We start from the raw sequence: 21,521 nt of genomic DNA on the forward strand, positions 1-21,521 counted from the left end.
CGTGCCGGTGAGGGCGGTGGTGTTCGGATCAGCCGGGCTTGATTACGCGGGTGTAGCCGACGAGGTCGCCGGCCCGAAGCTTGTGGCCCGTCGGCAGGATGTTGAGGTCGTCGGATCGATCCCACCGGCCAGCGGCGACCAGTGCGTTGGCGTAGTCGCGGATCGCCGATCGCAGGGCGGGGCGCGACCGCCGAATCGGCCACCTCACAGCGGGCGATCGATCGCGTCGGCCGGTCGGTCCGCGTCACCGCGATGTGGTCACAGTTCGAGCCCGTCGGCGCGGTCGCGTTCTTCGCCGCGTTCGCTGCTGCGCTGGGTGGCGTGGCGTAGCCGGTCGTAGGCGGCTTCGCGGGCGCGGGCTTGGGCGCTGTGCGCATGCCAGCTGGCGCGGCGATCTGCGCGCCTTTGGTCGTGGCGGTCGAGTAGTGCCCCGACAACTGGGGGGAGTAGGTCACGGTCGGTGCGTTCGGCTTCGGCGTGCATGGTGCGGGGCCGGTCATCGTTGGCCAGAATCATGCGGAAGAAGTGCGCGGCGGCGTATTTGTTGCCGCGGCGCAGGGTGTGGATTTCCGCGCCGGAGGCGACCCGGCTGTGTTCGTGGTCGGCTTCGCCGGTGATGGGTTGGTAGATGTAGGCGTGGTTTTCGTCTTTTCCTCGGGTCATGCCGACGTAGGCCATTGCGCGTGAGGCGTTGTCGCTGAGCACGGTGAAGCAGGCTCCCGGGGTGTTGGAGTTGCCGACGGTGATGCCTTGGGCGGCGTGCAAGGTGGTGGCGTAGCCCAAGGTGATGTGTTCGCGGAGGTAGTCGCCTTCGAAGATGGTCCGCGCACCGTCGGTGAGCCGTTCGGCGGCGATGCGACCGCGCTGGGCGTCGACGCCGACGACGTGCCAGCGGTTGCCGTTGCGGACTTGGTCGATCTGCTCGCCGGCCCGCTGGTCGGCGCCGGGTTCCACGGTCAGGCTGGCGTCGTTGTTGCGGCTGATGATGATGTCGCCGGCGCGCGCGTCTTGGTCGCGCGCGACGCGCACGGTGTCGGTGAAAACCTTGGCCTGCTCGGGGGCGACGTCACCGGCGTGTGCGGCGGCCGCGGTGAGCGCGCCGTGCAGCTTGCGGTTGATGGCGTCGGCGATTTCCCAGCGGTCGCAGATGATCGCGGCGTCTTTCCCGTCAGCGCGGGCTTGCAGGTAGGCGTTGGTGGCGTCATCGGCCATGGCGATCGGGTCACCGGAGTGCAGGCGCCCGTTGTTGCGATACCAGCCCACCGCTTTGCGTAGCCGGTTGCCGTGCGCGGAGCGCAGCGCCAGCGACATGTCACGTTCGGCGGGGTCGCGCATTCGCCACACTTCGCCGAGGCGCTGTGACCAGGGCAGCTCGTCGCACAGGTTCTCGAACATGCCGCCGCGCGCTTTGACCGGCGAGAGTTGGTAGGCGTCGCCGACGAGGACCATTTTGGCGCGCCCGACGACCGCGCACGCCAGCAGTTTCTTGAGCTCGGGGGTGCCGAGCATGGAGGCTTCGTCGACCACGATCACGCTGCGCCGGTCGATATCGAGCTGATTGTCTTCGATGAGTTTGAGCGCTTTGGCCACGGTTAGGCCGCGGTCCCCGGCGCCATCGCGCATCGCCTCGTCGACCGCTTTGCCGGTGGGCGCGAGCACGAGGACTTCTTTGTGGGCGCGGTGCGCGGCGCCGCGCAGCGCTTTGAGCGAGTGCGTTTTGCCGGCGCCGGCCGGCGCCTGCAGGGGCTGCACCAGGTAGGGGGAGTGCGCGATGTTGGCGATGGCGCGCGCTTGGTCAGGCGAGAGGTCACCGAGGTCGGCGGGGCGCACATCGAGGCGCGTGCGCGGGTCCTGGTCGTCGACCATGGCGAAGATGCGTTCCTCTTCGGCCATCACCACGTCCACCGTGTACAGCTCGTGTCCTTCGCGGTGGTGCACCTCGCGTGGCGCGCTGACCCGCACGGCGACGGTGTCGACGATCTTTTCGATGGTGGTGCGCGGATCTTCGGGCACGTCGACGGGCAGCAGCGCACCGACTAGTTCCACGAGGTCGGCGCGGGTGAACGCGCTCTTGTCGATCGCGCCCACCATGCGCGCCAGCCGTGTGCGGTCGGTCAGGGTGCGCGGAGCGGCGCGGCGCGCCCAGCGCGCTTCGGCGTGCGCGGCGCGGTCCATTTCGAGACCGCGCGTATCGGCGCGCCATTCGGCTTTGAGTTCGGCCCACGGCTGGGATTCGGGTTTGGCGGGGCGCGTGGCTTTTTGCGCGGTAGCGAGCTGTTGCGCGCTGGGCTCGCCGTCGATGACGACGAGGTTGTTGCGCGCCCATTCGCGCAGCCGCGTGGAGCGCCGCGACCACGCTTTGAGGCATTTCTTGGTGACGCCGGCGATGTCGGCCATGCCGGAGCGCTCGTCGACGTCGCGCCACTCAAAGCCGCGCTCGGCGTGCAGTTCGTGGCGCAGCACCGCTTGGTAGATGACGCCGGCGGCTTTGGCTTCGTGGTGCAGCGATTTGGAGTCGATCGACACCAGGACGCCGTCGCCGCGGGCTTGCCGGTTGGGCACGATGACGTGGGTGTGCATGTGCGGGTCCCCGCACCGCGACGTTTCGTGTTGGTAGGCGATCGCCACCAACCCTGGCAGGCACTGCAGGTCTTTTTTGCCGGTCACCGGGTTGTGCACCCGGGTGTAGCCGGCGTGAGTGTGCAGGTAGTCCATTGCGGCCTTGACCGCCCGCGAGTGCGCTTCGGCGATCACTTTCTCGTTGATCTCGCTGGTCAGGGCCCGCACCAGCGACACACTTTTGGGTGCGGCGAACGTCAGATCGAAACCGTGCACCGACTCTTTGGTGAAGGCACGCCCACTGGCGCCGTTGGGGGCGATTCCCTCGTCGAGCCAGGTGGTGGCCACATCCCCATCAGCAAACCCGCTCGCGAGCGCTGCGCCGGTGAGCCCGGTCAGCTCAGCAACCTTCACCGCGTCGCCGGCCACCACCCAGGTCGGCACCCGAGTGTCACCTTCGGAGTAGTACTCACCGAGCCCACCCCCGGCCGCTTGACGGTCCATCGCGGCCTGTTTGGCCTCGTTGGCCGTCTTCTCGTAGTAGGCGATGCTCCAGCGGGAGAGCCGAGAAATCGTCAACACCGGCGACCACCTCCCGCCCGCGACGGCTCGCACCCGACTGGGGGACGAACGGTTGTGGCCGCGCGCAGCGCGCGGCCACAACCAGTCTTGCACATCCTTGTGCCAATGTGCCAGAAGTCTCTGGAGGGAGCGTGGCGGGGCGAGCGGGGTTGTGAACTGGGGGAGGGGTCGGGGTGGGAATGGTGCCAGGAGGTGGGGTGCGGGGGATTTAGGGTTGAGGGAGGTTGGCTGCGGGGTGCGGGGGAGATTGGCTGTGATGGTGGAGCTTCTGCCGACGGGGGAAGAACGCGCGAAGCGCTCATCGAAAGGGCGCAGCGTGGGTTGGGTGGAGCTGGAAGCGGTGAAGGTTGAGCGCGGCGGCGGGCGAGAGTCTGCGATGCGCATGCCCCGCGGAGCTAGCAAATGATGAGAAGGAGTCAGGGAACGTGAAAATCAAGGTCGGTTCGGCCACGGTGGGGGCCCTGGTGGCGCTGATGTTGTGGCTGCTGGTCAGTCACAGCGTGGATTGGTTGCTGTCGACGGGGCTGCCGCATTGAGGTGTGGCTTGGGCCGCGAATGGTGGCCGGGGAAGCGAGAATGAACGCAACGCCGGCGGCGATGCGTTGAAGGAGATTTGGTGTGGAAACCGCGCTTTTGAACTGGGTGACGCAGACAGGTGATGTGGTCGGCGGCGAGTTGGTGCGCTGGCTGGTTACCGGGGATGCGCCGCGGTTGCCCGCGATTGACGTCGGCTGGGCGCGCCCGGGCGACGCTGAGGGCGCGCTGCGGTGGTAGCCGCGGTGCGCGTCCGATAGTTGGATAACGAATAGCTACGCGGTCCGGAAGAAAAAGGGGGGCCCGGCCAACCCCGAGTGCTGGGAGCCGGCCGGGCCCGGTGGACGTGTGGTTAGTTGTGCCCGGGTTGGGGTGTGCTGTCGATGATTGCGCGCTGGATCTGTTCGGGCGGTAGGCCGGCGCGTAGCGCGGCCAGGAGCAGCATCGCGAGGCGTGGGGCAGGGGTGTGGGCGGCTTGGGCTTCATCGAGTGCGGTGTCGATTGCGATGCCGGCGCGGATGGTGTCGCCGAGGAGGCAGTAGGCGACGGCGGCGATGGTGAGCGCTTCGGCACGCGGTTGTCCGCGCAGACGCCGCGCGATGTGAGTCCATAGTTCGGCCGCGGATTGGGTGTGCTGGATGGCCGCCCAGATCATGGCGTCGCGCACGCTCACGTCGGCGGTGATGATGTGGCCGGCGCGGGTGGGCAGGGTGCGGTTGATCGGATGCCCGTTGAGGGCATCGGAGATTTCTTCGGCGGTGGTGATGACGAGCTCGCCGTGGTCGCCGAGGGGCACTGGGGGTGCGGGGGCGATGGGGGCGAATTCGGCTTCAATGTCGCTGCGCCGGCGGCTGACTCGTTCACCGCTGAGGACGCGCTGGGCGGTGATCAGGGAGTCGGTGTAGGGGTAGGTGGGGCCGTGTTGCCCGGTGTCGGGCTCATACCACTGTCCTTCGGCGGTGACGTCGTGGGTCATGATGCGGTTGAGGACGGGAATTGCGGCGTCGGTGAGCGCGTCGCGCAGGGCGTCGAGCAGCGCCAGGGCGTGTGGATTGTGCGGTTCGTCGCAGACGGCGAGCAGGATCGCCGCGTGGTTGTCGGCCGAGTGCAGATTGCAGGTGGCGGGGAGGTTGGCGGCTTGCCCGGTGGTGATGGTGATATCGAAGCGGATGGCGCAGCGGATCCGGAAGCCGCCGTGGGAGTCTCGGCGCAGCATGTAGGCCACGATGCTGTTGGTGGGGGCGAAGCCGAGGAGGCCGGCGGCCGCGGCGACGATGTCGGCTGGGGAGCGCAAGTCTGTGGTCATGGTGGTTCTCCGTTTCGGATTTGTGATTTCGGGGCGCCGGTCGGCGCTGGGGTGTTGGGGGGACCGGCGGGGTGGCGGGGTCAACCCCGAAGAGGCCGGCGGAAAGCAAGAGGCGGATTTTCGGCCCGGCGAGCCCGGCGCGTAGCGCCCGGGGGGCGAGCTCTGGTAGGGCCGACAAATGCCGCCGGTGGCGCCCGGGCGCAGCGGGAGCCGGCCGGGCAGGCCGGCGGGAGCGCAGAACGGGCGAGCCCGCCGGGCGTGGGTTGAGCGCGACGGGGTCCCTGTCGGTCACACTTGGCACCCGCTGACGGCTAATAAAGGTGTGGGGTTGCCGATTTCGGCCGCCGGCAGGTGGCCAGTCCGGGCGCGCGGGGCGCGCCGGCACCCGACGCAACTGGAAGAAAAAGGGGGGCCCGGCCAACCCTCCGTTGGTGGGAGAGGTGGCCGGGCCCCGAGATATGTGGCCGCTTAGGTGATCTCGCAGGCGGCGTCGCGCAGCGCCTCGAGCAGCTCGACGTTCTCACCGAGCGTCATCGTGTCGTGTCCCCACTGGGCGTAGGTGCCGGTGAGGGTATCGATGAAAAACGGGATCTCGACCGTGCGGTTGTCGATGCTGCGGTTCACGGTGCCTTCGATGATCATGAGACGGCTCCTTTCGGGCTGGGTGGGTGGTTAGGCGCTGCGCCGGTAGGCGGCCGGCAGGCTGATGCGGGTGATGCCCCATGGAGCGGGGTCGTAGCCCGGCAGCGCCTGGCCCAGCATGGTTTGCAGCTCACGGCAGAACGCGTAGGCCTCGGTGTGCTGCCAGTCTTTGGGTTCGCAGGACTGGTATTCGTAGCACTGCAACGCCTTGAGGACTTCGACGATCGACCAGCTGGTGTGCAGCGGGCGGGTGTAGCGGTACTCGTAGGGCTCGTGAACGGGGTTGTTGAAGTAGCAGTAGTTGACCGAGGTCGTGTTGGCGTCGACGAGCATCTGCCCAACCTGGTCGAGGTTGTCCTCGGTGAGCTGGTTGACGCGGGTCGGGTTGTCGTAGATCCAGGTGAGGTTGCCGCAGGGCCGGCGGAATCCGTGGCGGCCGGCCCATAGCAGGACATTGACGTGTTCGGCCTCGACGACGTACGCGCTCATGATGTGTTGCTCCGTTTCGGATGGTGATTGAATGCGCCGGTCGGCGCTGGGGTGCGGGGAAGCGGGTGAGGGTGGGCGGTCAACCCCGAAGAGACCGCGCCGCACGGAGCAGGGTTTTCGGCCCGCGCTCGCCGGCGCGCAGCGCCCTGGGGCGAGCTGGCATAGGGCCGAAAAGGTCACTCGGCCTGCGTAGTTCGGTGTGGGCGTGGGTTGAGCGCTCGGGCCCCCGCCCGCTTACCATGAGCACCCTGCTGACGGCTTAAAGGTGAGTGGCTACGGATTTGGTGGCCGCCGGCAGGTGGCCAGTCCGGTCGCGCGGGGCGCGCCAGCACCCGGAGGCCGGAAGAAAAGGGGGGCCCGGCCAACCCCGAATGCTGGGAACTGGCCGGGCCCGCAGTGCGAGTTAGAGGTGGTCGTTGACTTCGGCGGCGGCGAAGCTGAGGTAGCTGAGGATTTCGCGGCGGTTTCCTTGCAACGCAAGCCCGTCGCCGTTTTCGTTCCACAGGCCCAGGACAAATGGGGCGGTGAGTTCGTCTTCGTCGGCAGGGTGCAGTTCTTCGATGGCCCTCTGGCGTGGGTGGAGGGTGTAGAGGCTGGGCGCGGCGTGGCCCCACTCGGTGTGGTTGCTCACGATGGCTCCTCTGTGGATGTCGGATTGGGGTTCAGATCACGGTGTGGGGAAGGTTCTCGCGGATGCGGTGGTCGAGTTTGAGAGTGGCGATGGCCTCCGGAGGTTCGGTGTGTTCGCGGCGGACGGCGACGTCGACGCGGGTGATTAGAGTGGCGCTGATGCCGGGATTGCCGCCTTTGAGGGCGAATACGGCGGCGAGGGTGAGGGATTCGATGCGGGCTTGTCCGCTGAGATGGGCGCCGATGCGGCTCCACAGTAGGGCGGCCCGCAGGGGGCAGCGGTCGGCGATTTTGTAGAGCACGGTCTTAAAGGTGTCGTCGAGTAGGAGGGGAGCGCTGAGTTCGGCGAGACCTCGGGTCGGGTTGCAGGTGCCGGTGACCAGTTCGGTGCGAAGGTCGGCCAGGATCGCGATGCGGTTGTAGCACATGATGTTTTCTCCGTTTCTTGCGGTGATGGAGTGCGCCGGTCGGCGCTGGGGTGCGGGGAAGCGGGTGAGGGTGGGTGCGCAATCCCCGGAGAGTCCTGAGAAGGGGCGGGGGTGCTGGCCGGGCCCGTGCGGGTGCGGACCCGGCCAACCCGCGGGTGATTAGGCCGCCACGCTCACGTGGTGATCCAGCAGGGTGTCGATTGCGGTGTTGAGGTCGTCGTGGTGTTGTGGTGCGCCGGCGTCGACGGTGATGGTCCAGGCCGGTTGGTCGGCGATTCCGGCGGTCAGGGTGTAGGTGTGGCCGCGGCGGTGGGCGCGGTAGGTCCAGGTGTCGGCGGTGGCGTGGAAGGTGAGGTCGCCGGCGCGGACTTTGAGGATTCGGGTGTCGGGTTCGGCGTTGAGGTCGGGTGCGGTGGCTTCGATGGCGACCATCTGTCCGTGGTCGTCGGTGGCGAGTAGTACGAGGTGGTGCCCGGTTTGGGGGGTGTAGTCGTGCACGGTGGTGAGTTGGATGTCGCCGTGGTTGTGGAACAGGATGCTGGTGATTCCGTACTGCTGTTGCTGGATTCGTCCGGCTGCTTCGTCGAGAAGGTTGAAGGCGAGTTCGAATTCGTGGTCCATGATGTGTTGCTCCGTTCTGTGTGCTGAGTGGTGCGCCGGTCAGCGCTGGGGAGCGGTCAATCGGGTGAGGGTGGGCGCGCAACCCCGAAGAGTCCGCGCCGAACGGAGCAGGGTTTTCGGCCCGGGTCAATCACCGGCGCGGTAGCGCCTTGGGGATTGACTTCCATTGGGCCGAAAAGGTCACTCGGCCTGTGTAGTTCGGTGCGGGCGTGGGTTGCGCGGTCGGGCCCCCGGCCGATTAGGCTGCGACCCTTGCTGACGGCTAGAAGGTGAGGGGCTACGGATTTTGGTGGCCGCCGGCAGGTGGCCAGTCCGGTCGCGCGGGGCGCGCCGGCACCCGGAGGCTGGAAGAAAAAGGCGGGGCCCGGCCAACCCCGAGTGCTGGGAGCTGGCCGGGCCCGGAGTCGGTCGGTTAGGCGATGGCACGTGCCCTCGGCGATGCTGGGGTCGTTTCGCTACGGAGAGCGGCGACTTCGTCGGTGCGGGTGGGCTTGTGGGTGGTTAGGCCCAGTCGGGCCGCGACGCGGTGCGCGGTCCGCGAGGTTGTGTAGAGGCGCCAGGCGATGAGGTCGATGTCGAGGCGTCCGTGCATACGTCGGATCGCTTCGTCGCGGTCTGCTCCGCGCAGTCGCATGCGCTGGCCGTCGTGGGCCACCTGGAGGATGGCGAGCTCGTCGATGTCTGGGGTTGCCGCTGACGTCTGTCGCGTGTCGCTGATGGTGAGATGCCGGATGGCTTCGAGGTGGCTGGTGGGGTCGTGGTCGGTGGTGGCCCAGTGGTCCAGTTGTGCAGTCATGGCGGTTCTCCGTTTCGGTTGAGTGATTTCACGGCGCTCGTCAGCGCTGGGGAGCGGTCAATCGGGTGAGGGTGGGCGCGCAACCCCGAAGAGTCCGCGCCGAACGGAGCAGGGTTTTCGGCCCGGGTCAATCACCGGCGCGGTAGCGCCTTGGGGATTGACTTCCATTGGGCCGAAAAGGTCACTCGGCCTGTGTAGTTCGGTGCGGGCGTGGGTTGCGCGGTCGGGCCCCCGGCCGATTAGGCTGCGACCCTTGCTGACGGCTAGAAGGTGAGGGGCTACCGATCGCGGCCACCTCGCGGCTGGAAGAAAAGGGGGGCCCGGCCAACCCCGAGTGCTGGGAGCTGGCCGGGCCCTGTGGTGCGCTGGTGGTTAGCCGTCAGCCGCCGTGCTGTCGTCGGCTGACGCTGGTCGATGGCCGGAGATCTCGTGGTAGCCGATCGTGTTCGTCCAGGAGGCTCCCTCGTGCATGCGGACTGAAACGCTTTTCGCGTTGACCCGAACAACCGGGTACCAGTGGCCCCGGCGCAGTACGAAGTCCCCCGGCGAGATGGTGTCGCGGTTGTGGGTGCTGGCGACACCGGCGGCCTGCAGGTCGGCGTAAATCGCGGTCCAGTAGGTGATTTCGTCGCCGCGCTGGGCCATGCGGGCGATGACTTGGTCGCGGTAGGACCCGGTGGCCGGGCCGAATTCGTCAACGTATTCGTGGGTGGCGCTGCGTGCAACGACACGGCGGTGACCGTCGAGGGTGCGTTGATCGCCGCGTTGCTCGGCTTCTAACTTCTCGATGCGGTTCTTCACGGTCACCGGGCTGTACCGGTGGGCAGTGGTGGATGCGGCGGCCTCGGCTCGTCCGCTGGCCTGGCGCGCGAGCTCGGTAGCGTCGATGGCGCGTCGGGTTGCATCGTGGGCGCGGGCGATCGCTTTGCGGTGCCGGCGTTCGCTGTGATGCCCGATCTTGATGGGCTCTCCACCGGGAGGCAGCGCAGCTACGGCGCGTTGTTCGGCCTCCCGGGCCGCGTCGGCCGCGGCCCCCTTGCGGTCCGCTTTGGCGTTGAGCGCTTCGGCGCGGTGCTCTTGGCGCTGCGCCCTGTCGGCCTCGGCCTCGGCGGCGGGGCGGTGACTGTCGTCGATATCGACATTGACGTCATGCCCGGCGGCGCGCAGCGCGCCGGCGGCCTGATCGATTTTGTACCGGTTGGGTTGGCGATCGCGGCTACCGGCGATGCCCCATAAGCCCAGGGAGGGAAACCAGCGGAATCCGGCGGCCTTGAGGATGGTGTTGGTGCCGTCTCCGCGAGTGGTGCCGTGGACGAGGGTGCCTTCAACAGCGCTGTGAATGATATCGATAGTCATGGGTGTTGCTCCGTTTCTTGCGGTGATGGAGTGCGCCGGTCGGCGCTGGGGTGCGGGGAAGCGGGTGAGGGTGGGCGGTCAACCCCGAAGAGGCCGCGCCGCACGGAGCAGGGTTTTCGGCCCGCGCTCGCCGGCGCGCAGCGCCCTGGGGCGAGCTGGCATTGGGCCGAAAAGGTCACTCGGCCTGTGTAGTTCGGTGTGGGCGTGGGTTGAGCGCTCGGGCCCCCGCCCGCTTACCATGAGCACCCTGCTGACGGCTTAAAGGTGAGTGGCTACGGATTTGGTGGCCGCCGGCAGGTGGCCAGTCCGGTCGCGCGGGGCGCGCCGGCACCCGGAGTCCGGAAGAAAAAAGGGGGGCCCGGCCAACCCCGAATGCTGGGAGCTGGCCGGGCCCAGGCGCTTCTGTTCGGTTAGGCGGCGTGGTAGTCGGGATCGTTGGGGTCGCCCTTGTACTGCTCGCCGTCGACGAACACTGTGACGGCAGTCTGGTGGACGCAGGTGAGGACCTCGATGAGGGACAGCAGCCCGGCGCGATCGCGGATCTGCCACGTGAGCGGGCCTGTGTAGAGCTCGACCCAGTGGATCTGGGCGGTCTTGAGTCGGTTGATCCTGGACTGTGTGGCGACGGCATAGACTGGCCGGCGGGTCCATTCGATCGAGAGCATGACTCGGCCGGCGGCCTCGTTTTCGGACTCCGCTCGAGCAGAGGGGATTTGGGCGGGCAGGTGGAGCATGTGGCCGCGGGCGGCGATGAATGCCTCGAGTAGTCCTTGGGCGGCTTGGCAGTTGTAGATCACCATGTGCATTCCGCCTAGGGTGATGCTCATGCGGGCATCGGGTGTGCGGGCGTGATGGACGCTGATGTCGTGGTCGTGGTGCTGGCCTTTGATCACTACGGTGCTGTGAGTGATCAGGCCTGCCGGGATGACGTGGGTGGCGGCCGCCGAGATGGTCATAGTGGTTCTCCGTTTCTGGTTTGTGATTTCAGGGCGCTGGTCAGCGCTGGGGTGCGGGGGGCCGGCGGGGTGTCGGTGTCAACCCCGAAGAGGCCGGCGGTTGAGCAGGAGGCGGATTTGCGGCCGCGAGCGGGAGCGAGCTGGGTAGGGCCGCAAATGCCGCCGGTGGCGCCCGGGCGTAGTGGGAGCCGCCCGCTGGGGCGGCGGGAGCGAAGAACGGGCGAGCCCGCCGGGCGTGGGTTGACGGCGACGGGGGCCCTGTCGGTCACGCTTGGCACCCGCTGACGGCTAAAGAAGGTGAGGGGCTGCGGATTTGGTGACCACTAGGTGCGCGGTCTCACCTCAACGGTGGCTACAGGATATGGGTTTTGGCGGCGATGTTGACCAGAACGTCGGTGAGGTTGATGAATCGTCCGTAGTGGGTGCCGTTGGGTTCGATGTGCTCGCCGAGCCAGATACCGATGACGTTGGCGGTGCCGGCGTTGTCGCGGGCGAGCTGCCAGACAGGGCCACCAGAGTCGCCGGGGATGCTTTGCGCCATTCCGGTGGTGAGGTATTGGTCGGCGATGAGTGGGGTGTCTAGTGATCCGCAGGCGATGCCGGTGCGGATTCCGTCATGGCAGACGGCATTGTGGGGGTCTGGCATTGAGATGCCGCTTATGGGCATGCCGTACATGATGCGGACCGAGTGGTTGGAACCGAAATCGACTAGCCCGTAGTCTTCTTGGAGGTTGTCGCCGGGGGTGGCGACGGTGAGGATGAAATGTCCGATCGCGCCGGTGGTGCGGTCAACGACGTAGTCGCTGTCGCCCTCATTGCAGTGGCCGGCGGTGATGCCGTAGTTGATGTTGGTGCCGGGGTCGGCGAAGGTGTAACCCAGGGTGCAGCGTGTGACGCCGTGCGCTTGCATGGCGTCGATTTCATCACCGGGGGATATGGTGGCACCGCGCGCATGAGCGCGGGCAGGGCTGCCTACGGCGAGCGCGGCCAGGGCGAGTGCTGCCAGAATGCTTGCCAGCCAGACACTTAACGTGCCTCGCCGGGGGAGGGAGCCGCATCGGCGGGCGGGCTTGATCATGGCGGGTCCTTTCGTGGGCGCCTGCTGCGGTGGCCGACGCTGGTGCTTGTTCTATTGTCTGACGCTGCGGCTGTGGCGTTCTGCACGGATTTGGGCGCGGCTGTGTAGGAGGTCCAACCAGGCGTGCGCGGTGCGTGCCGCGCGTCCCACCGGTTGGGGATAGTCAGCGATGGCGGCGCTGGCGCGGTCGGCGATGAGAAGATCCGGGCTGGGCTGTGCGGTTTTCATCGTTGGGCCCGTTGGGGTTTGGTCGCGGTCTCTGTGCGGCGCCACAGCTCGGCGAGTTCGTCGCGGATCATCGCGAACTGCTCGGTCAGGTCGTCGCGGTCGGCGCCGCAGGCGGCCAGTTGCTGCATCCTGATGCCGAACGTGTCGAAGGCACGCCGGTAGGCCTCGTCGAGAACTTCGCGGGCGTAGCTTTCGATCGACGCGGCCGGCGCGATCGCTTGGGAGTAGGCGTCGAACAGGTAGAGGGCCAGCTGCTTGTGCTTGTTGGCGTTGGGCGGCTCGTTGGGTTCGAGTGCCTCGCGGGCGGGCTGGCGGCGGCCGGCGGCCAACACGGATACCGGCGTCGGATCCGTGCCGGCGTCGACCAGGGCGCGGATGAGTTCATATGCCCAGCGGGTCTGGGGACTCCATATTGCGTTGTCGGGCACCAGTTCCAGCAATGGCTTGGCTTGCGTGGCGGTAAGCCACATCAGCGATCCGACGAACTGATGCTCGGGGCTGTACTGGTCGATGACGGTCTGTGATCGCCATTCGACGTCGAGATCTGCCGTCTCATCGGTGGTATCGGTGACGACCGTCAGTGGTGTGCGCGACTTGTGGGCGGTGGTCATGGCGCGCTCACTCCCCACAGCAGCAGCGTGTAGTACCAGATGAGCGTGGCGGTCTGGTGGGTGGTGGTTTCGGCGGGCAGGAGCTGCTGGACGGCGGCGGCGATCGCGGCGGGGTTGTCCAGGGAGCCGCTGTTGTGTACGGCGTTGTGGCGCAGCGTTTCCAGGGTGGTTTGGTCGGGCCTGGCGGTGTTGTCCACTGCGGCCAGCGCCGCGGCTTCGTTCAGCAGTGCACCGGCGCGCAGGTAGAAGCGGGCTTCGCCGCGAGCCGTGGTCAGCACTGACATGGGGTAGTGATAGCCGGGGTCGGTGCTGGATCCGTGTAACCACTTGCTGGCGTGGTCGTTGATCCAGGTTTGGGCGTCGCAGGCGGCGAAATAGGGTGAAGCGACCGGTAGTTGGTTGTCGGAAATCACCTCGATGGTGGCGACGCCGGCCACCTGTGGTTCGCGGGAGGGTGCGGGGTCGTCGAGGTCGGCCAGCCGCAGCAGCTCGTAGCTCGTGTGGGCGGCGGTGTTTTGGACCGGCCGCAGATAGTAGTCGGCCCCGACGACGTACTTCAGCAGGGCTTGGTGAGCGTCGGTGAAGTCTGTGTGGTCGCTGACGCTGCCGGGCTGGGTGTCGTGGTCGATGGTGAGCTGGTGCATGGTGGGCTCCTCGAGGTAGTGATGGGTGTGCTTAGGCGGCGCGTTCGGCGAGTTCGCGTAGCCGGTCTGGCCTGAATCCGCCGTGGTGGGCTTCGGGTCCGGCATGAACGACTGGGGCCTGCAGATAGCCCAGCGCCATGACGTATTCGCGCGCCTCCGGGTCGGTGGAAATATCGACCGGGAGGTATTCGATTCCGAGCTTGTCGAGGGCCCGGAAAACGGCGTTGCATTGCACGCATCCGGGCTTTGTGTAAACGGTGAGAGTGTTCATTGTTGGAGTGTCCTTTCGCGGACTGTTCGTTGTATTGATTTTACCGCCATTTAGAGGCTTGCAACAACACTAATTCTGGCTTTATGGAATTGTTTTATGGCGTGGAATGGGGTCCACCACGACTCGCTCGTGACGCTTTCTACTGACCCAGTCATGTTGCTAGCCATGGCTCTACGCTTGACTACTGTCGGTGTGCACCCTTTTCTCTTGCGCCTCATCGCGATCATTAATGCGGCCGGTGGTGCGGACGGAGCGCAATGGTCCGGACGAAACGTTTTCGCCGAGCGAAGCGAGGGTTTGTTGCGAAAACGTTTCGGGCCTTTGGGCCTTTATCCGCGGCCTTGCGCAAAGACCGCAACCGGCCATAATGAGAAAGCGATGAGGGTGAAGAATAAATATTCAGCAACGCCGTAGGCGTTTCCCCCGGCGGGGCCACCGAGCGCGACGGCACCTATCGCGGCTAACGGGGATAGGCGGCCTGCCCCGGGGAGGGCCGGGGCTTGCGGCCCCGGCCCTTTACCGTCGCTATTCCTTCACTGCATCGGTCAAATACTGCTCGTAGACGTCCTCGGCGTCCTTGGCCTTGGTCACGACCTCCTCGACTGGCGCCAGGGGATAGGAGTTGTCGGCGAGCCAGCCCAGGTACTCGCTGCTGCCGACATGGTGTCCCCACCAGCCCGTGTTGTTGCGCCAGGCGTCCTTGGGGGTCCGCGATTCGAGGGCGCCGAGCACCAGGGCCAGCGTGATCACCTGAGCGCGCCCGTCGCCGTGGGCGGGCAGATCGGCCACGAGCTTGGCCACGGCCTGGCCGCTATCGACTCCGAGCAATTCGGCGGTGGTGTCCAGCGCGTTGTTGTTGGTGAGCAACGCGCTGTCGCGAGCCAAGCACTCCGCCACGAAGAGACCGGCACCCTTAGGTGGAGCCTTACGCGCCAAAAGCTTCTTGACGAACTCGCGCCGCACGCCGAGGGCGGCGTCCCCGAGTCTGTTGAGCGCCAACACTTTCCGGCGCTCCCGCTTCTCGGTCTCGGCCTTTTCGAGCGTGGCCTGCTGGCGTGCGGCCTCGCGGGCCTCGTCGTCCAAGTCGACCACTTCGCCGGTGTCGGTGTCCACCAGTCCGGCCTGCCGGGCGAACCAGCTCTGCGGGGTCAGTTCTGCGGAACGGTAATCGAGGCAGTAGTAATCGGGGGTGAACACCTCCTTGTCGGTGACCGTGTTCGCGTGACGCAAGCCCTCTGCGGGCGTCGCGTCTGGCAAGTCCTCGGTCTCCCAGTCCACGCTCTGTTCGTCCACTACCTCGCCGGTTTCCACGTCGCACAGAGCGGTGTCGTCAACGAGATACACGGCCCAGTGGGCGGGGTCGCTGACAGCGGTGTCGTCGGCTTCGTCCCCTTCGGCGGTCACCAGGTGATGCAGCGGTATGCAGGTCGGGTCCCACGAATCCGGGCGCTGCTCAAGGACAGTGAACCCCTTATCGGCGAAAGGCTGGGCGGCGTGGGCTCGGGCCTGGGCGGTGTCGCGTTCCTGGCGCAGCTGGGCGACCGTGTGCTCGAACCAAGTACCGCCCGCCGACCTCATCAGCCGGTCCACCGCGCCGGGCACGTCCTCGAATTCGGTGATCGCGGCGGCTTCGGTCAAGCTGAGTTGGCCGCTGGCCAGGGCGTCCATGGCGGTGGCCGACTGTGCTGCCGTGTGAGCGGCTTTCACGGCATCCTTGCCGACAGATAACCGCTTGGCCACCTTGGTCACCGACAGCCCCGCGTCGATCATCTGCTGAATGCCGCGTGCCCGCTGTGCGTCAGTCAGATCGAGCGTCTGATCGTTCGTCACGATCTGGTGCACGATGCGGTCGATGGTCTCCTGGCTGGCATCCGCAGCGGTGGACGGCAGCACGTAGACCGGAACGCTGGACAAGCCAGCATCACAGGCGGCCAGGGTGCGCCGTTGCCCGTTCCGGACCCGGATGACTTCCGGCCGCTCGGCGTCACGCACACCCGTGATCGGCACCAGAACTCCATTTTCAGCGATGCTGGCGATGAACGCCTTACTCAGCGCTGCGTCGTCGCGGACATTGTCACCGATGTCGAGCAGCATCGGGTCAAGGTGTTCCAGCGTCCCGATGGGCTGGTCGGCGGCAGTGGCTGCGCTGTCGGTGTTGGTGGTTGTGTCGGTCATGACTGAACCTTTCTAGGGAGGCGTGCACGTGGCCGCCTGTTCTGTTTGCCTTCTGGCAATGACGATTTGGGCCGGCATAGGGACGCGGAGTGCAAGGTCCGGGCGGAGAGATGGCGCCGGCGAGCTGGCGAGCAATCGGCGCTATCTCGACGAGCCTTGTGCCCGAAGCGAAGCGAAGGCCGTGGCCTTGCGCGCAGAGGACCGCCGGCCACAATCGAAAGCCAGAAGGCAAACCAACATGGGCTTGGGCCGTCAGGCCAAGCCATTGCGTAGCGCCGCAGGCGCTTCAACCCGTCTTGAACGCGATCGGAATCTCAAGACGCGGGTAGCGCTCGGACCCGCACGTTGTGCCGATCCACCATGGGCACCGACGCCACGGTCAATTCCCTAAGGCAGCGGTGTGCAGCGGTACCATCCCGGGATGGGTTTACACCTGACGCGACGTGGGTGGGAGGAGCCTCGCCCATCGGATTGTCCGGGCTGCGGCGCGCGCCTCGGCCCGCGCGAGGTCCTCGTCGGCGTCGCTCACTGCGTCTGCGGGATGCACCGCACCCATACGTGTCAGGAGTGTGAAACGACGATCTTCACACCACCGCTGGCAACCAACTGCTCCCTCACGGAGCTGGACGGGAGATAGGGAGCCGACGCGAGAGCGATTCCGTTGCAGCGATTTTGGAGCTGGTGCGAGCTAGTGACTGCTGATCGCGGGCCCTCGTCTCCAACATGCCACCGGTGTAGCACATGTGCTACAGTAGATTGTGTGGAAGTAGTTGGCTTGCGTGAGCTGCGGCAGAACGCGTCCGAGCTCGTCCGCCGGGCCGAGGAGGGCGAGGAGATCACGATCACTGTGGCGGGTCGCCCGGGGGCCCGACTCGTTCCTGCGGCGCCTCGTACCTGGCGGCGGTGGACGGACGTGGCCGACCTGTTCGCCGGGCCCGCCGATCCTGCCTGGGACGCCGATCGTGAGGCCATCGACCACGAAATACATGATCCGTGGGCCAAGCAATGAGGGCGATCCTCGATACCAGCGTGGTGATCGCCTCCGATGTCGAGCCCCTAGTCGGAGAGTTGGCTGTTAGCGCAATCACGTTGGCAGAACTGCACTTCGGGGTCCTGGTCGCCAAAGATCAACAGGTGCGGGCCGAGAGGTTGCGGCGGTTGCTGGTCGTTGAGCGTAAGTTCGACGCGCTGCCTGTGGACGACGCCGTGGCGGCGAGCTACGGCCAAATCGCTGCGGCTGTGGTGGATTCGGGGCGCCAGCCGCGGGCCCGGTCGATGGACTTGCTGATCGCGGCCACCGCTCATGCTCACGCCGCGCGCCTTTATACCCGCAACGCCGCTGACTTTGGCGGTTTGGGCCAACTGGTCGACGTCGTGGCAGTCTGAGCGCGGCTGGCCTGTGCCATACTGAGCGGAGTTTGGCAACGCCAGCGCGAGGGCGTCGTACTTGCGTCGACTCTTATACATACCACCGTTGGCGTCGCTTACAGTTCGATTTGTGGCGTTCAGTGGTGTGACCTTGAGTGTGCACTACACCTGGCGTCTGTCCGAGCCGATCCGCGAGCAATTGCGTCTCGCGCATGAGCTGCGCGAAGAGCTGGTGGCTATTCGGTTGGCCTACGAGGCCGATCTTCAAGCAATCTGGTCTAGTTTTCCCGCAGTGGCCGCGACCGAAGAGCGCATCGCACACGCCCAGGCGGCGTGGACCGCGGCGTCGGAAAGCGTGAAAGCCTCACGGGGGCAGTCGGAACGCGGTGTCCGGCGCAGTCCCGCCGAAACTTCAGCGATGTCGGCACTTCGTGAGGCACGCCAGCAGCGCCGCGCAGCGATCACCGAGGTTCGCGCCCAAGCCGCAGGCCCACGCGCGGTGCGAACTGCCGCGTTCAACGCCGCGCAACGAGCCCTCTACCGACCCTACGTCCAGGAGCGGGGGCTGTTCTGGTGCACCTTTAACGATGTGGTGGCCCAACACGCCGGTGCGGTGAAACGCCTTCGTCAGCAACGCATCACCCGACCCGACGCCACACTACGCCACCACCCCTTTGACGGCTCGGGAACGATTGCGGTTCAACTGATTCGCCGCCGCGGCGACCCGCCACGCTCCCCAGCGATAGTCGCATCCCTGGATGGCAAGTACCACAACTACTTTCAGCTTCCGTGGATCGATCCCGAGGTGTGGAACCAGATGTCAGCGAGCCAACAACGGCGTGCCGGGCGAGTCGTCGCCCGGTTCCGTTACGGCCGCAGCGCGGACGGGCCGATGCTGCTGGTGGAGCTGCCCGTCCAGCAGCATCGCCAACTGCCCGCTGACGCCGACATCACCGGTGCGCGACTGACCATCCGCCACACGCCGGCCGGGCTGCGCGCCACTCTCAATGTCTCAGCCACTGTGCCCGATCCCGACACGCGGCGCACCGGCCCGGCGGTGGCAGTGCATCTGGGTTGGCGCCGCGGCGCCGACGGGATCATCGCGGCCACGTGGAGATCGACTCGGGCACTGAACATTCCAGAGGATCTTTGCGCCGTCGTAGTCGCCGAGACCACGCGGACCGGTCGACTCGTCGTGCCCGCGACACTCAACGATGCGTTCGCCCGTGCGGATCAAATCCGGGCCCAGCGCGGGCAAGCTACTCGCGCACTACAGCTATCCCTTGTGACCTGGCTGGCCGAACACGGGCCGATCGACGATCCGCGCACGCCCGGCGGTGTCCTCGATGCCGCGACCGTCGAACATTGGCGCGGCGCAGCGAAATTCCACGCGTTGGCTCGGGCTTGGGCGATGGCCCCGCCGGCGGATGCCGAGTCGATCGCGGCTCTACTTCTGCGCTGGCAGCGCCGCGATCTCAAACTGCGGCGCGGTCCAGACCTCGGCCAGAGGCGTCACGCCATCGCTGCCCGCGACGATCTCTATCGTCGGTTCGCCGCCATGCTCGCCAGCCAGGCCAAAACCCTTGTGCTGGATGATTTGTTGCTGCCTGAACTTACCGCCGCATCCGTCCCGCGACCACGTGCAGCTCACAAAGGCATCGCCGCCGCGCGAAGCGTGGTGGCACCCGGACGGCTGCGTACGCTCGTGACCACCGCCGCTAAGCGCGAGGGCTGCGCCGTCAGGGAGGTCGGTCGCTTTGGGCTCTCCCGCATCCACGGGGACGGCTGCGGCTACGAGAATCCCGCTGATGCGCGGTACCAGTCCGCGACGGTGCACTGTGATGGCTGCGGGCAGGACTACGACCAAGATCATGCGGCCACTGCGTTGATGCTGCGCCGGGCCGGCGCTATCCGTCATGGAGCGAGGGCTTCGACCAGCATCGTCGGCCCGTAGTGGCGGACTCGGCCGGGTATGAGCCCGACGTCGCCCATCAGGGTGTGCACTTGCTGGGGCGAGCGTTGCCGTCCGCCTTGGCAGGAAACAAGCATCAGCAGATCGCTCATCGCTGACACGGTGTTCAGCTGGCCTGGTCCGTGGTGCATATCGATCGTGACCAGCCTCGAACCTGGCGGCATGGTGGCGCGGACGCGCTTGAGGATTTCGCGACAGGCATCATCGTCCCAGTCGTGCAGGATCCATTTCATCGTGTAGACGTCAGCGTGGGCGTCGAGCTGACCGAAGAGGTCGCCGACGCGGCGCTCGATCCGGTCGGTCAATCCTCGTTCGCGCAGGAATGCGTCTGCGTGTTCGATGATCTCGGCTGAGTCGAGCAAGATGCCGCGAGCGTCAGGCCGATGGTCGAGGATGGCTGCAAGCATGTGCCCGACTCCGCCGCCGATGTCGCAGATGGTTCCGCGTCTTGGCCATGGATAGGTCCGCACGATTCCGGCGAGGTCGAACTCGGAGAGCTGGCGCATTGCGTTGGCGAATGTGGCTCTCATATCGGGGCGATCGTCTAAGTAATCCCACAGCGACTTGCCGAATGCCTTTTGATATCCGGAGGTTTGGGCTCCCTCGCGCAGCTGGTCGTCGAGGTGTGCATATGCGGCTGCGGTGTCAGGGTGCGCGAAGTAGGCAGCCCAGGAGGCGATGGATTTGGGGTGTTCTCGGCGCAGCGGTGCGCCGACCTTCGTCAGGCGCACACGTCCCTGACGGTTCAGTTGCATCAGCCGGGAGGCGATCGCGGCGTTGATGATTCTGACCGTTACGTCAGGGTCCAGGTCCAGTTGGTGTGCGAGGTCGACGGGATCACGCGAACTCTTGCCGAGGGCATCGGCGAGCCCGGAGGAGACCAGCACGCCCGCGATCTTCAGTTTGTGCAGCCCCATCGTCACATCGAAGAACAGCGCGAATTCTTCGGGCACCGCGGCATCAGCGAGATCAAAGACACGACGTCGAGCACCCAGGGCGGCGCGCGCGACCCACAGCGGTAACGGCAAGGCGGGCAGGCGCATCGAGATACCTAACCGAGCTTGCCACGATAGTCAGAGAGAACTGTGCCAGTGCTGATCAGCGCTTCCAGCTGGTAAGTCGCATCGAGGAAACGAGTGCGCGCCTCGGCCGTCGGGATCGGACAGGTGTGATGCTGGCCGCCGATGCGGTAACGGAAAGCCGCGAAGCGCTCATAAAGCCAATCGCGCACCGCCGGCGGAATCACGTATGCCGCCAGCGCCAATTTCCACCACCCTCCGAGGTAGGCAGCGACCTGCAGCAGCGCTGCAGACCGGATATCCACGGTCTCGTCAGGCTGTCCCGCGTTGCGGACGTAGACAGCGGAATCCACGCCCTCCAGCTGATGGTGGCGGGACCTGATGTCGCGAGCGAAGTCACTGCCCAGAGAGGCGAATCGCAGCGTTCCATGACGGTCATAGCGAAGAAGGGTGCGCACCGCGCTGTTGCAGACCCCGCACACACCGTCGTACAGCAGAACTGGCGCGTTCGGCAGGCTCTGTACCGCACTCACGTGAACCTCCCCCCGAGGAAGCGATATCGCCTACTCCATCATTGCAAATCGCGCCGCAGAGCGGCATTCGACCTAGGTCGATGTGGCGTCGTCGATGGCTGCCCGGATTTCCTCTCGGCAACGACAGAAACCACTACCCACGAACTGAACAGCATGCGACCCGAAAGACTTTGAGGCATCAGTGCCCCGGCGGGGGAGCGGCACTCGTACCTCAATACTCAATTAATGCCCCAGTATCAGCACTGATAGCTACTGATAGATCAAACGAACTGCACGGGAACAATTTCGGTTCGGGCGATAGCGCGATCGCGATCCGCTACCAGCGCTGTTCTGCGTGGATCGGCCATAAAGCCGTCCATCGCGGACTGAGATGCCCACTCGAACAACTGAATCTCCAGCGGCCGACCCTCGGCACCGTCACTGCGTGCCCGCTGCAGGACCGTGCCGCCATGTTCGCTCACCCACCTCAGCACCGAATCTTCGTAGGCGATCAAGGCCTCCTCCATACCCGGATGACACCAGAGCAACACATAGGACCTCTGCTTCACCACCCGATCCTCGCACGCGATAAAGCCGCATTTCGACCGCGCTACGCACAGGTTCACCTGAACGTGTGCGCTTTGCCGAAATGAAACGCCCTGGAAATCCCGGAGGCTCCTGACCTTGGAAACGAGGATGCAGGTATGCCGAAGGAACAGTTGCCGGGGAAGCCCACGGCGCGTC

General features: G+C 66.2%; 22 protein-coding genes and 1 pseudogene. 4 read left to right on the top strand and 19 right to left on the bottom strand.

From position 1 onward, the window contains the following. Nucleotides 1-28: 28 nt before the first annotated feature. Together AAHS21_RS28390 and mobF are read right to left on the bottom strand one after the other, a co-directional pair. A complete protein-coding gene (locus AAHS21_RS28390) occupies nt 29-208 on the bottom strand; it encodes a hypothetical protein (RefSeq protein WP_330981196.1) in 180 nt (59 codons plus the stop codon). Between the two features lie 50 nt (nt 209-258). Further along, nucleotides 259-3,141: a MobF family relaxase gene (mobF, locus tag AAHS21_RS28395; RefSeq protein ID WP_330981197.1), complete on the bottom strand. Its 2,883-nt coding sequence runs from the start codon at nt 3,139-3,141 to the stop codon at nt 259-261. 618 nt (nt 3,142-3,759) lie between these two features. On the opposite strand from mobF, the gene AAHS21_RS28400 reads away from it, so the two are divergent. Then, nucleotides 3,760-3,915, top strand: coding sequence for a hypothetical protein (locus AAHS21_RS28400; protein WP_330981198.1), 156 nt, complete (start codon nt 3,760-3,762; stop codon nt 3,913-3,915). Between the two features lie 112 nt (nt 3,916-4,027). On the opposite strand, the gene AAHS21_RS28405 is transcribed toward AAHS21_RS28400, so the two are convergent. The 14 genes from AAHS21_RS28405 to AAHS21_RS28470 form a co-directional block, all read right to left on the bottom strand. After that, on the bottom strand, nt 4,028-4,981 hold the full coding sequence (locus tag AAHS21_RS28405; RefSeq protein ID WP_330981199.1) for a DUF4192 domain-containing protein: 954 nt from the start codon (nt 4,979-4,981) through the stop codon (nt 4,028-4,030). A gap of 468 nt (nt 4,982-5,449) precedes the next feature. Beyond that, the gene (locus AAHS21_RS28410; protein ID WP_330981200.1) at nt 5,450-5,623 is read right to left on the bottom strand and encodes a hypothetical protein; all 174 of its coding nucleotides are present in this window, start codon (nt 5,621-5,623) and stop codon (nt 5,450-5,452) included. A 30-nt stretch (nt 5,624-5,653) separates the two neighbouring features. After that, nucleotides 5,654-6,112, bottom strand: coding sequence for a hypothetical protein (locus AAHS21_RS28415; protein ID WP_330981201.1), 459 nt, complete (start codon nt 6,110-6,112; stop codon nt 5,654-5,656). Nucleotides 6,113-6,515: 403 nt separating this feature from the next. After that, entirely contained in the window at nt 6,516-6,743 is a 228-nt protein-coding gene (locus AAHS21_RS28420) for a hypothetical protein (protein ID WP_330981202.1), read from the bottom strand. 31 nt (nt 6,744-6,774) lie between these two features. Then, a complete protein-coding gene (locus tag AAHS21_RS28425; RefSeq protein ID WP_330981203.1) occupies nt 6,775-7,170 on the bottom strand; it encodes a hypothetical protein in 396 nt (131 codons plus the stop codon). A gap of 159 nt (nt 7,171-7,329) precedes the next feature. After that, nucleotides 7,330-7,791: a hypothetical protein gene (locus AAHS21_RS28430; protein WP_330981204.1), complete on the bottom strand. Its 462-nt coding sequence runs from the start codon at nt 7,789-7,791 to the stop codon at nt 7,330-7,332. A 412-nt stretch (nt 7,792-8,203) separates the two neighbouring features. Beyond that, entirely contained in the window at nt 8,204-8,587 is a 384-nt protein-coding gene (locus AAHS21_RS28435; protein ID WP_330981205.1) for a hypothetical protein, read from the bottom strand. A 372-nt stretch (nt 8,588-8,959) separates the two neighbouring features. Beyond that, nucleotides 8,960-9,943, bottom strand: a complete 984-nt coding sequence (locus AAHS21_RS28440; protein ID WP_330981206.1) for a DUF3560 domain-containing protein — start codon at nt 9,941-9,943, stop codon at nt 8,960-8,962. Between the two features lie 410 nt (nt 9,944-10,353). Further along, a complete protein-coding gene (locus AAHS21_RS28445; RefSeq protein WP_330981207.1) occupies nt 10,354-10,899 on the bottom strand; it encodes a hypothetical protein in 546 nt (181 codons plus the stop codon). Between the two features lie 352 nt (nt 10,900-11,251). Beyond that, a complete protein-coding gene (locus tag AAHS21_RS28450) occupies nt 11,252-11,977 on the bottom strand; it encodes a hypothetical protein (protein WP_330981208.1) in 726 nt (241 codons plus the stop codon). A gap of 224 nt (nt 11,978-12,201) precedes the next feature. Then, the gene (locus AAHS21_RS28455) at nt 12,202-12,816 is read right to left on the bottom strand and encodes a hypothetical protein (RefSeq protein ID WP_330981209.1); all 615 of its coding nucleotides are present in this window, start codon (nt 12,814-12,816) and stop codon (nt 12,202-12,204) included. Further along, nucleotides 12,813-13,460, bottom strand: coding sequence for a hypothetical protein (locus AAHS21_RS28460; RefSeq protein ID WP_330981210.1), 648 nt, complete (start codon nt 13,458-13,460; stop codon nt 12,813-12,815). Before AAHS21_RS28460 ends, AAHS21_RS28455 begins: the two co-directional genes overlap by 4 nt. 31 nt (nt 13,461-13,491) lie before the next feature. Then, nucleotides 13,492-13,731 (bottom strand): glutaredoxin-like protein NrdH, encoded by a 240-nt coding sequence (nrdH, locus tag AAHS21_RS28465; protein ID WP_330981211.1) that lies wholly within the window; start codon nt 13,729-13,731, stop codon nt 13,492-13,494. Nucleotides 13,732-14,256: 525 nt separating this feature from the next. Beyond that, complete coding sequence (locus AAHS21_RS28470; RefSeq protein WP_330981212.1) at nt 14,257-15,906, bottom strand: ParB N-terminal domain-containing protein; 1,650 nt, start codon at nt 15,904-15,906, stop codon at nt 14,257-14,259. A gap of 760 nt (nt 15,907-16,666) precedes the next feature. Between AAHS21_RS28470 and AAHS21_RS28475 the strand changes: the two genes are divergently transcribed. From AAHS21_RS28475 to AAHS21_RS28485, 3 genes are all read left to right on the top strand, one after another. Further along, complete coding sequence (locus AAHS21_RS28475; RefSeq protein WP_330981213.1) at nt 16,667-16,915, top strand: type II toxin-antitoxin system prevent-host-death family antitoxin; 249 nt, start codon at nt 16,667-16,669, stop codon at nt 16,913-16,915. After that, nucleotides 16,900-17,292, top strand: coding sequence for a type II toxin-antitoxin system VapC family toxin (locus tag AAHS21_RS28480; RefSeq protein WP_342930787.1), 393 nt, complete (start codon nt 16,900-16,902; stop codon nt 17,290-17,292). Before AAHS21_RS28475 ends, AAHS21_RS28480 begins: the two co-directional genes overlap by 16 nt. 112 nt (nt 17,293-17,404) lie before the next feature. Beyond that, the gene (locus AAHS21_RS28485; protein ID WP_330981214.1) at nt 17,405-19,228 is read left to right on the top strand and encodes a hypothetical protein; all 1,824 of its coding nucleotides are present in this window, start codon (nt 17,405-17,407) and stop codon (nt 19,226-19,228) included. On the opposite strand, the gene AAHS21_RS28490 is transcribed toward AAHS21_RS28485, so the two are convergent. From AAHS21_RS28490 to AAHS21_RS28500, 3 genes and pseudogenes are all read right to left on the bottom strand, one after another. Then, nucleotides 19,189-20,289 (bottom strand): methyltransferase, encoded by a 1,101-nt coding sequence (locus tag AAHS21_RS28490; RefSeq protein WP_330981215.1) that lies wholly within the window; start codon nt 20,287-20,289, stop codon nt 19,189-19,191. The two genes, AAHS21_RS28485 and AAHS21_RS28490, sit on opposite strands and share 40 nt — an antisense overlap. An 83-nt stretch (nt 20,290-20,372) precedes the next feature. Next, a pseudogene (locus AAHS21_RS28495) lies at nt 20,373-20,780 on the bottom strand (DCC1-like thiol-disulfide oxidoreductase family protein); the annotation flags it as partial. Nucleotides 20,781-21,058: 278 nt separating this feature from the next. Next, the gene (locus AAHS21_RS28500) at nt 21,059-21,346 is read right to left on the bottom strand and encodes a hypothetical protein (RefSeq protein ID WP_330981216.1); all 288 of its coding nucleotides are present in this window, start codon (nt 21,344-21,346) and stop codon (nt 21,059-21,061) included. Nucleotides 21,347-21,521 lie beyond the last annotated feature (175 nt).

It is taken from the genome of Mycobacterium sp. 050272, from assembly GCF_039023525.1.
GTDB lineage: Bacteria > Actinomycetota > Actinomycetes > Mycobacteriales > Mycobacteriaceae > Mycobacterium.

Bases quoted from the DNA above. Each gene is read 5' to 3' on its own strand.
- AAHS21_RS28450 (WP_330981208.1), bottom strand. From the start codon at position 11,977: ATGATCAAGCCCGCCCGCCGATGCGGCTCCCTCCCCCGGCGAGGCACG.
- AAHS21_RS28470 (WP_330981212.1), bottom strand. From the start codon at position 15,906: ATGACCGACACAACCACCAACACCGACAGCGCAGCCACTGCCGCCGAC.
- AAHS21_RS28405 (WP_330981199.1), bottom strand. From the start codon at position 4,981: ATGACCACAGACTTGCGCTCCCCAGCCGACATCGTCGCCGCGGCCGCC.
- AAHS21_RS28430 (WP_330981204.1), bottom strand. From the start codon at position 7,791: ATGGACCACGAATTCGAACTCGCCTTCAACCTTCTCGACGAAGCAGCC.
- AAHS21_RS28445 (WP_330981207.1), bottom strand. From the start codon at position 10,899: ATGACCATCTCGGCGGCCGCCACCCACGTCATCCCGGCAGGCCTGATC.
- AAHS21_RS28415 (WP_330981201.1), bottom strand. From the start codon at position 6,112: ATGAGCGCGTACGTCGTCGAGGCCGAACACGTCAATGTCCTGCTATGG.
- AAHS21_RS28460 (WP_330981210.1), bottom strand. From the start codon at position 13,460: ATGCACCAGCTCACCATCGACCACGACACCCAGCCCGGCAGCGTCAGC.
- AAHS21_RS28490 (WP_330981215.1), bottom strand. From the start codon at position 20,289: ATGCGCCTGCCCGCCTTGCCGTTACCGCTGTGGGTCGCGCGCGCCGCC.
- AAHS21_RS28440 (WP_330981206.1), bottom strand. From the start codon at position 9,943: ATGACTATCGATATCATTCACAGCGCTGTTGAAGGCACCCTCGTCCAC.
- AAHS21_RS28435 (WP_330981205.1), bottom strand. From the start codon at position 8,587: ATGACTGCACAACTGGACCACTGGGCCACCACCGACCACGACCCCACC.
- AAHS21_RS28410 (WP_330981200.1), bottom strand. From the start codon at position 5,623: ATGATCATCGAAGGCACCGTGAACCGCAGCATCGACAACCGCACGGTC.
- nrdH (WP_330981211.1), bottom strand. From the start codon at position 13,731: ATGAACACTCTCACCGTTTACACAAAGCCCGGATGCGTGCAATGCAAC.
- AAHS21_RS28425 (WP_330981203.1), bottom strand. From the start codon at position 7,170: ATGTGCTACAACCGCATCGCGATCCTGGCCGACCTTCGCACCGAACTG.
- AAHS21_RS28455 (WP_330981209.1), bottom strand. From the start codon at position 12,816: ATGACCACCGCCCACAAGTCGCGCACACCACTGACGGTCGTCACCGAT.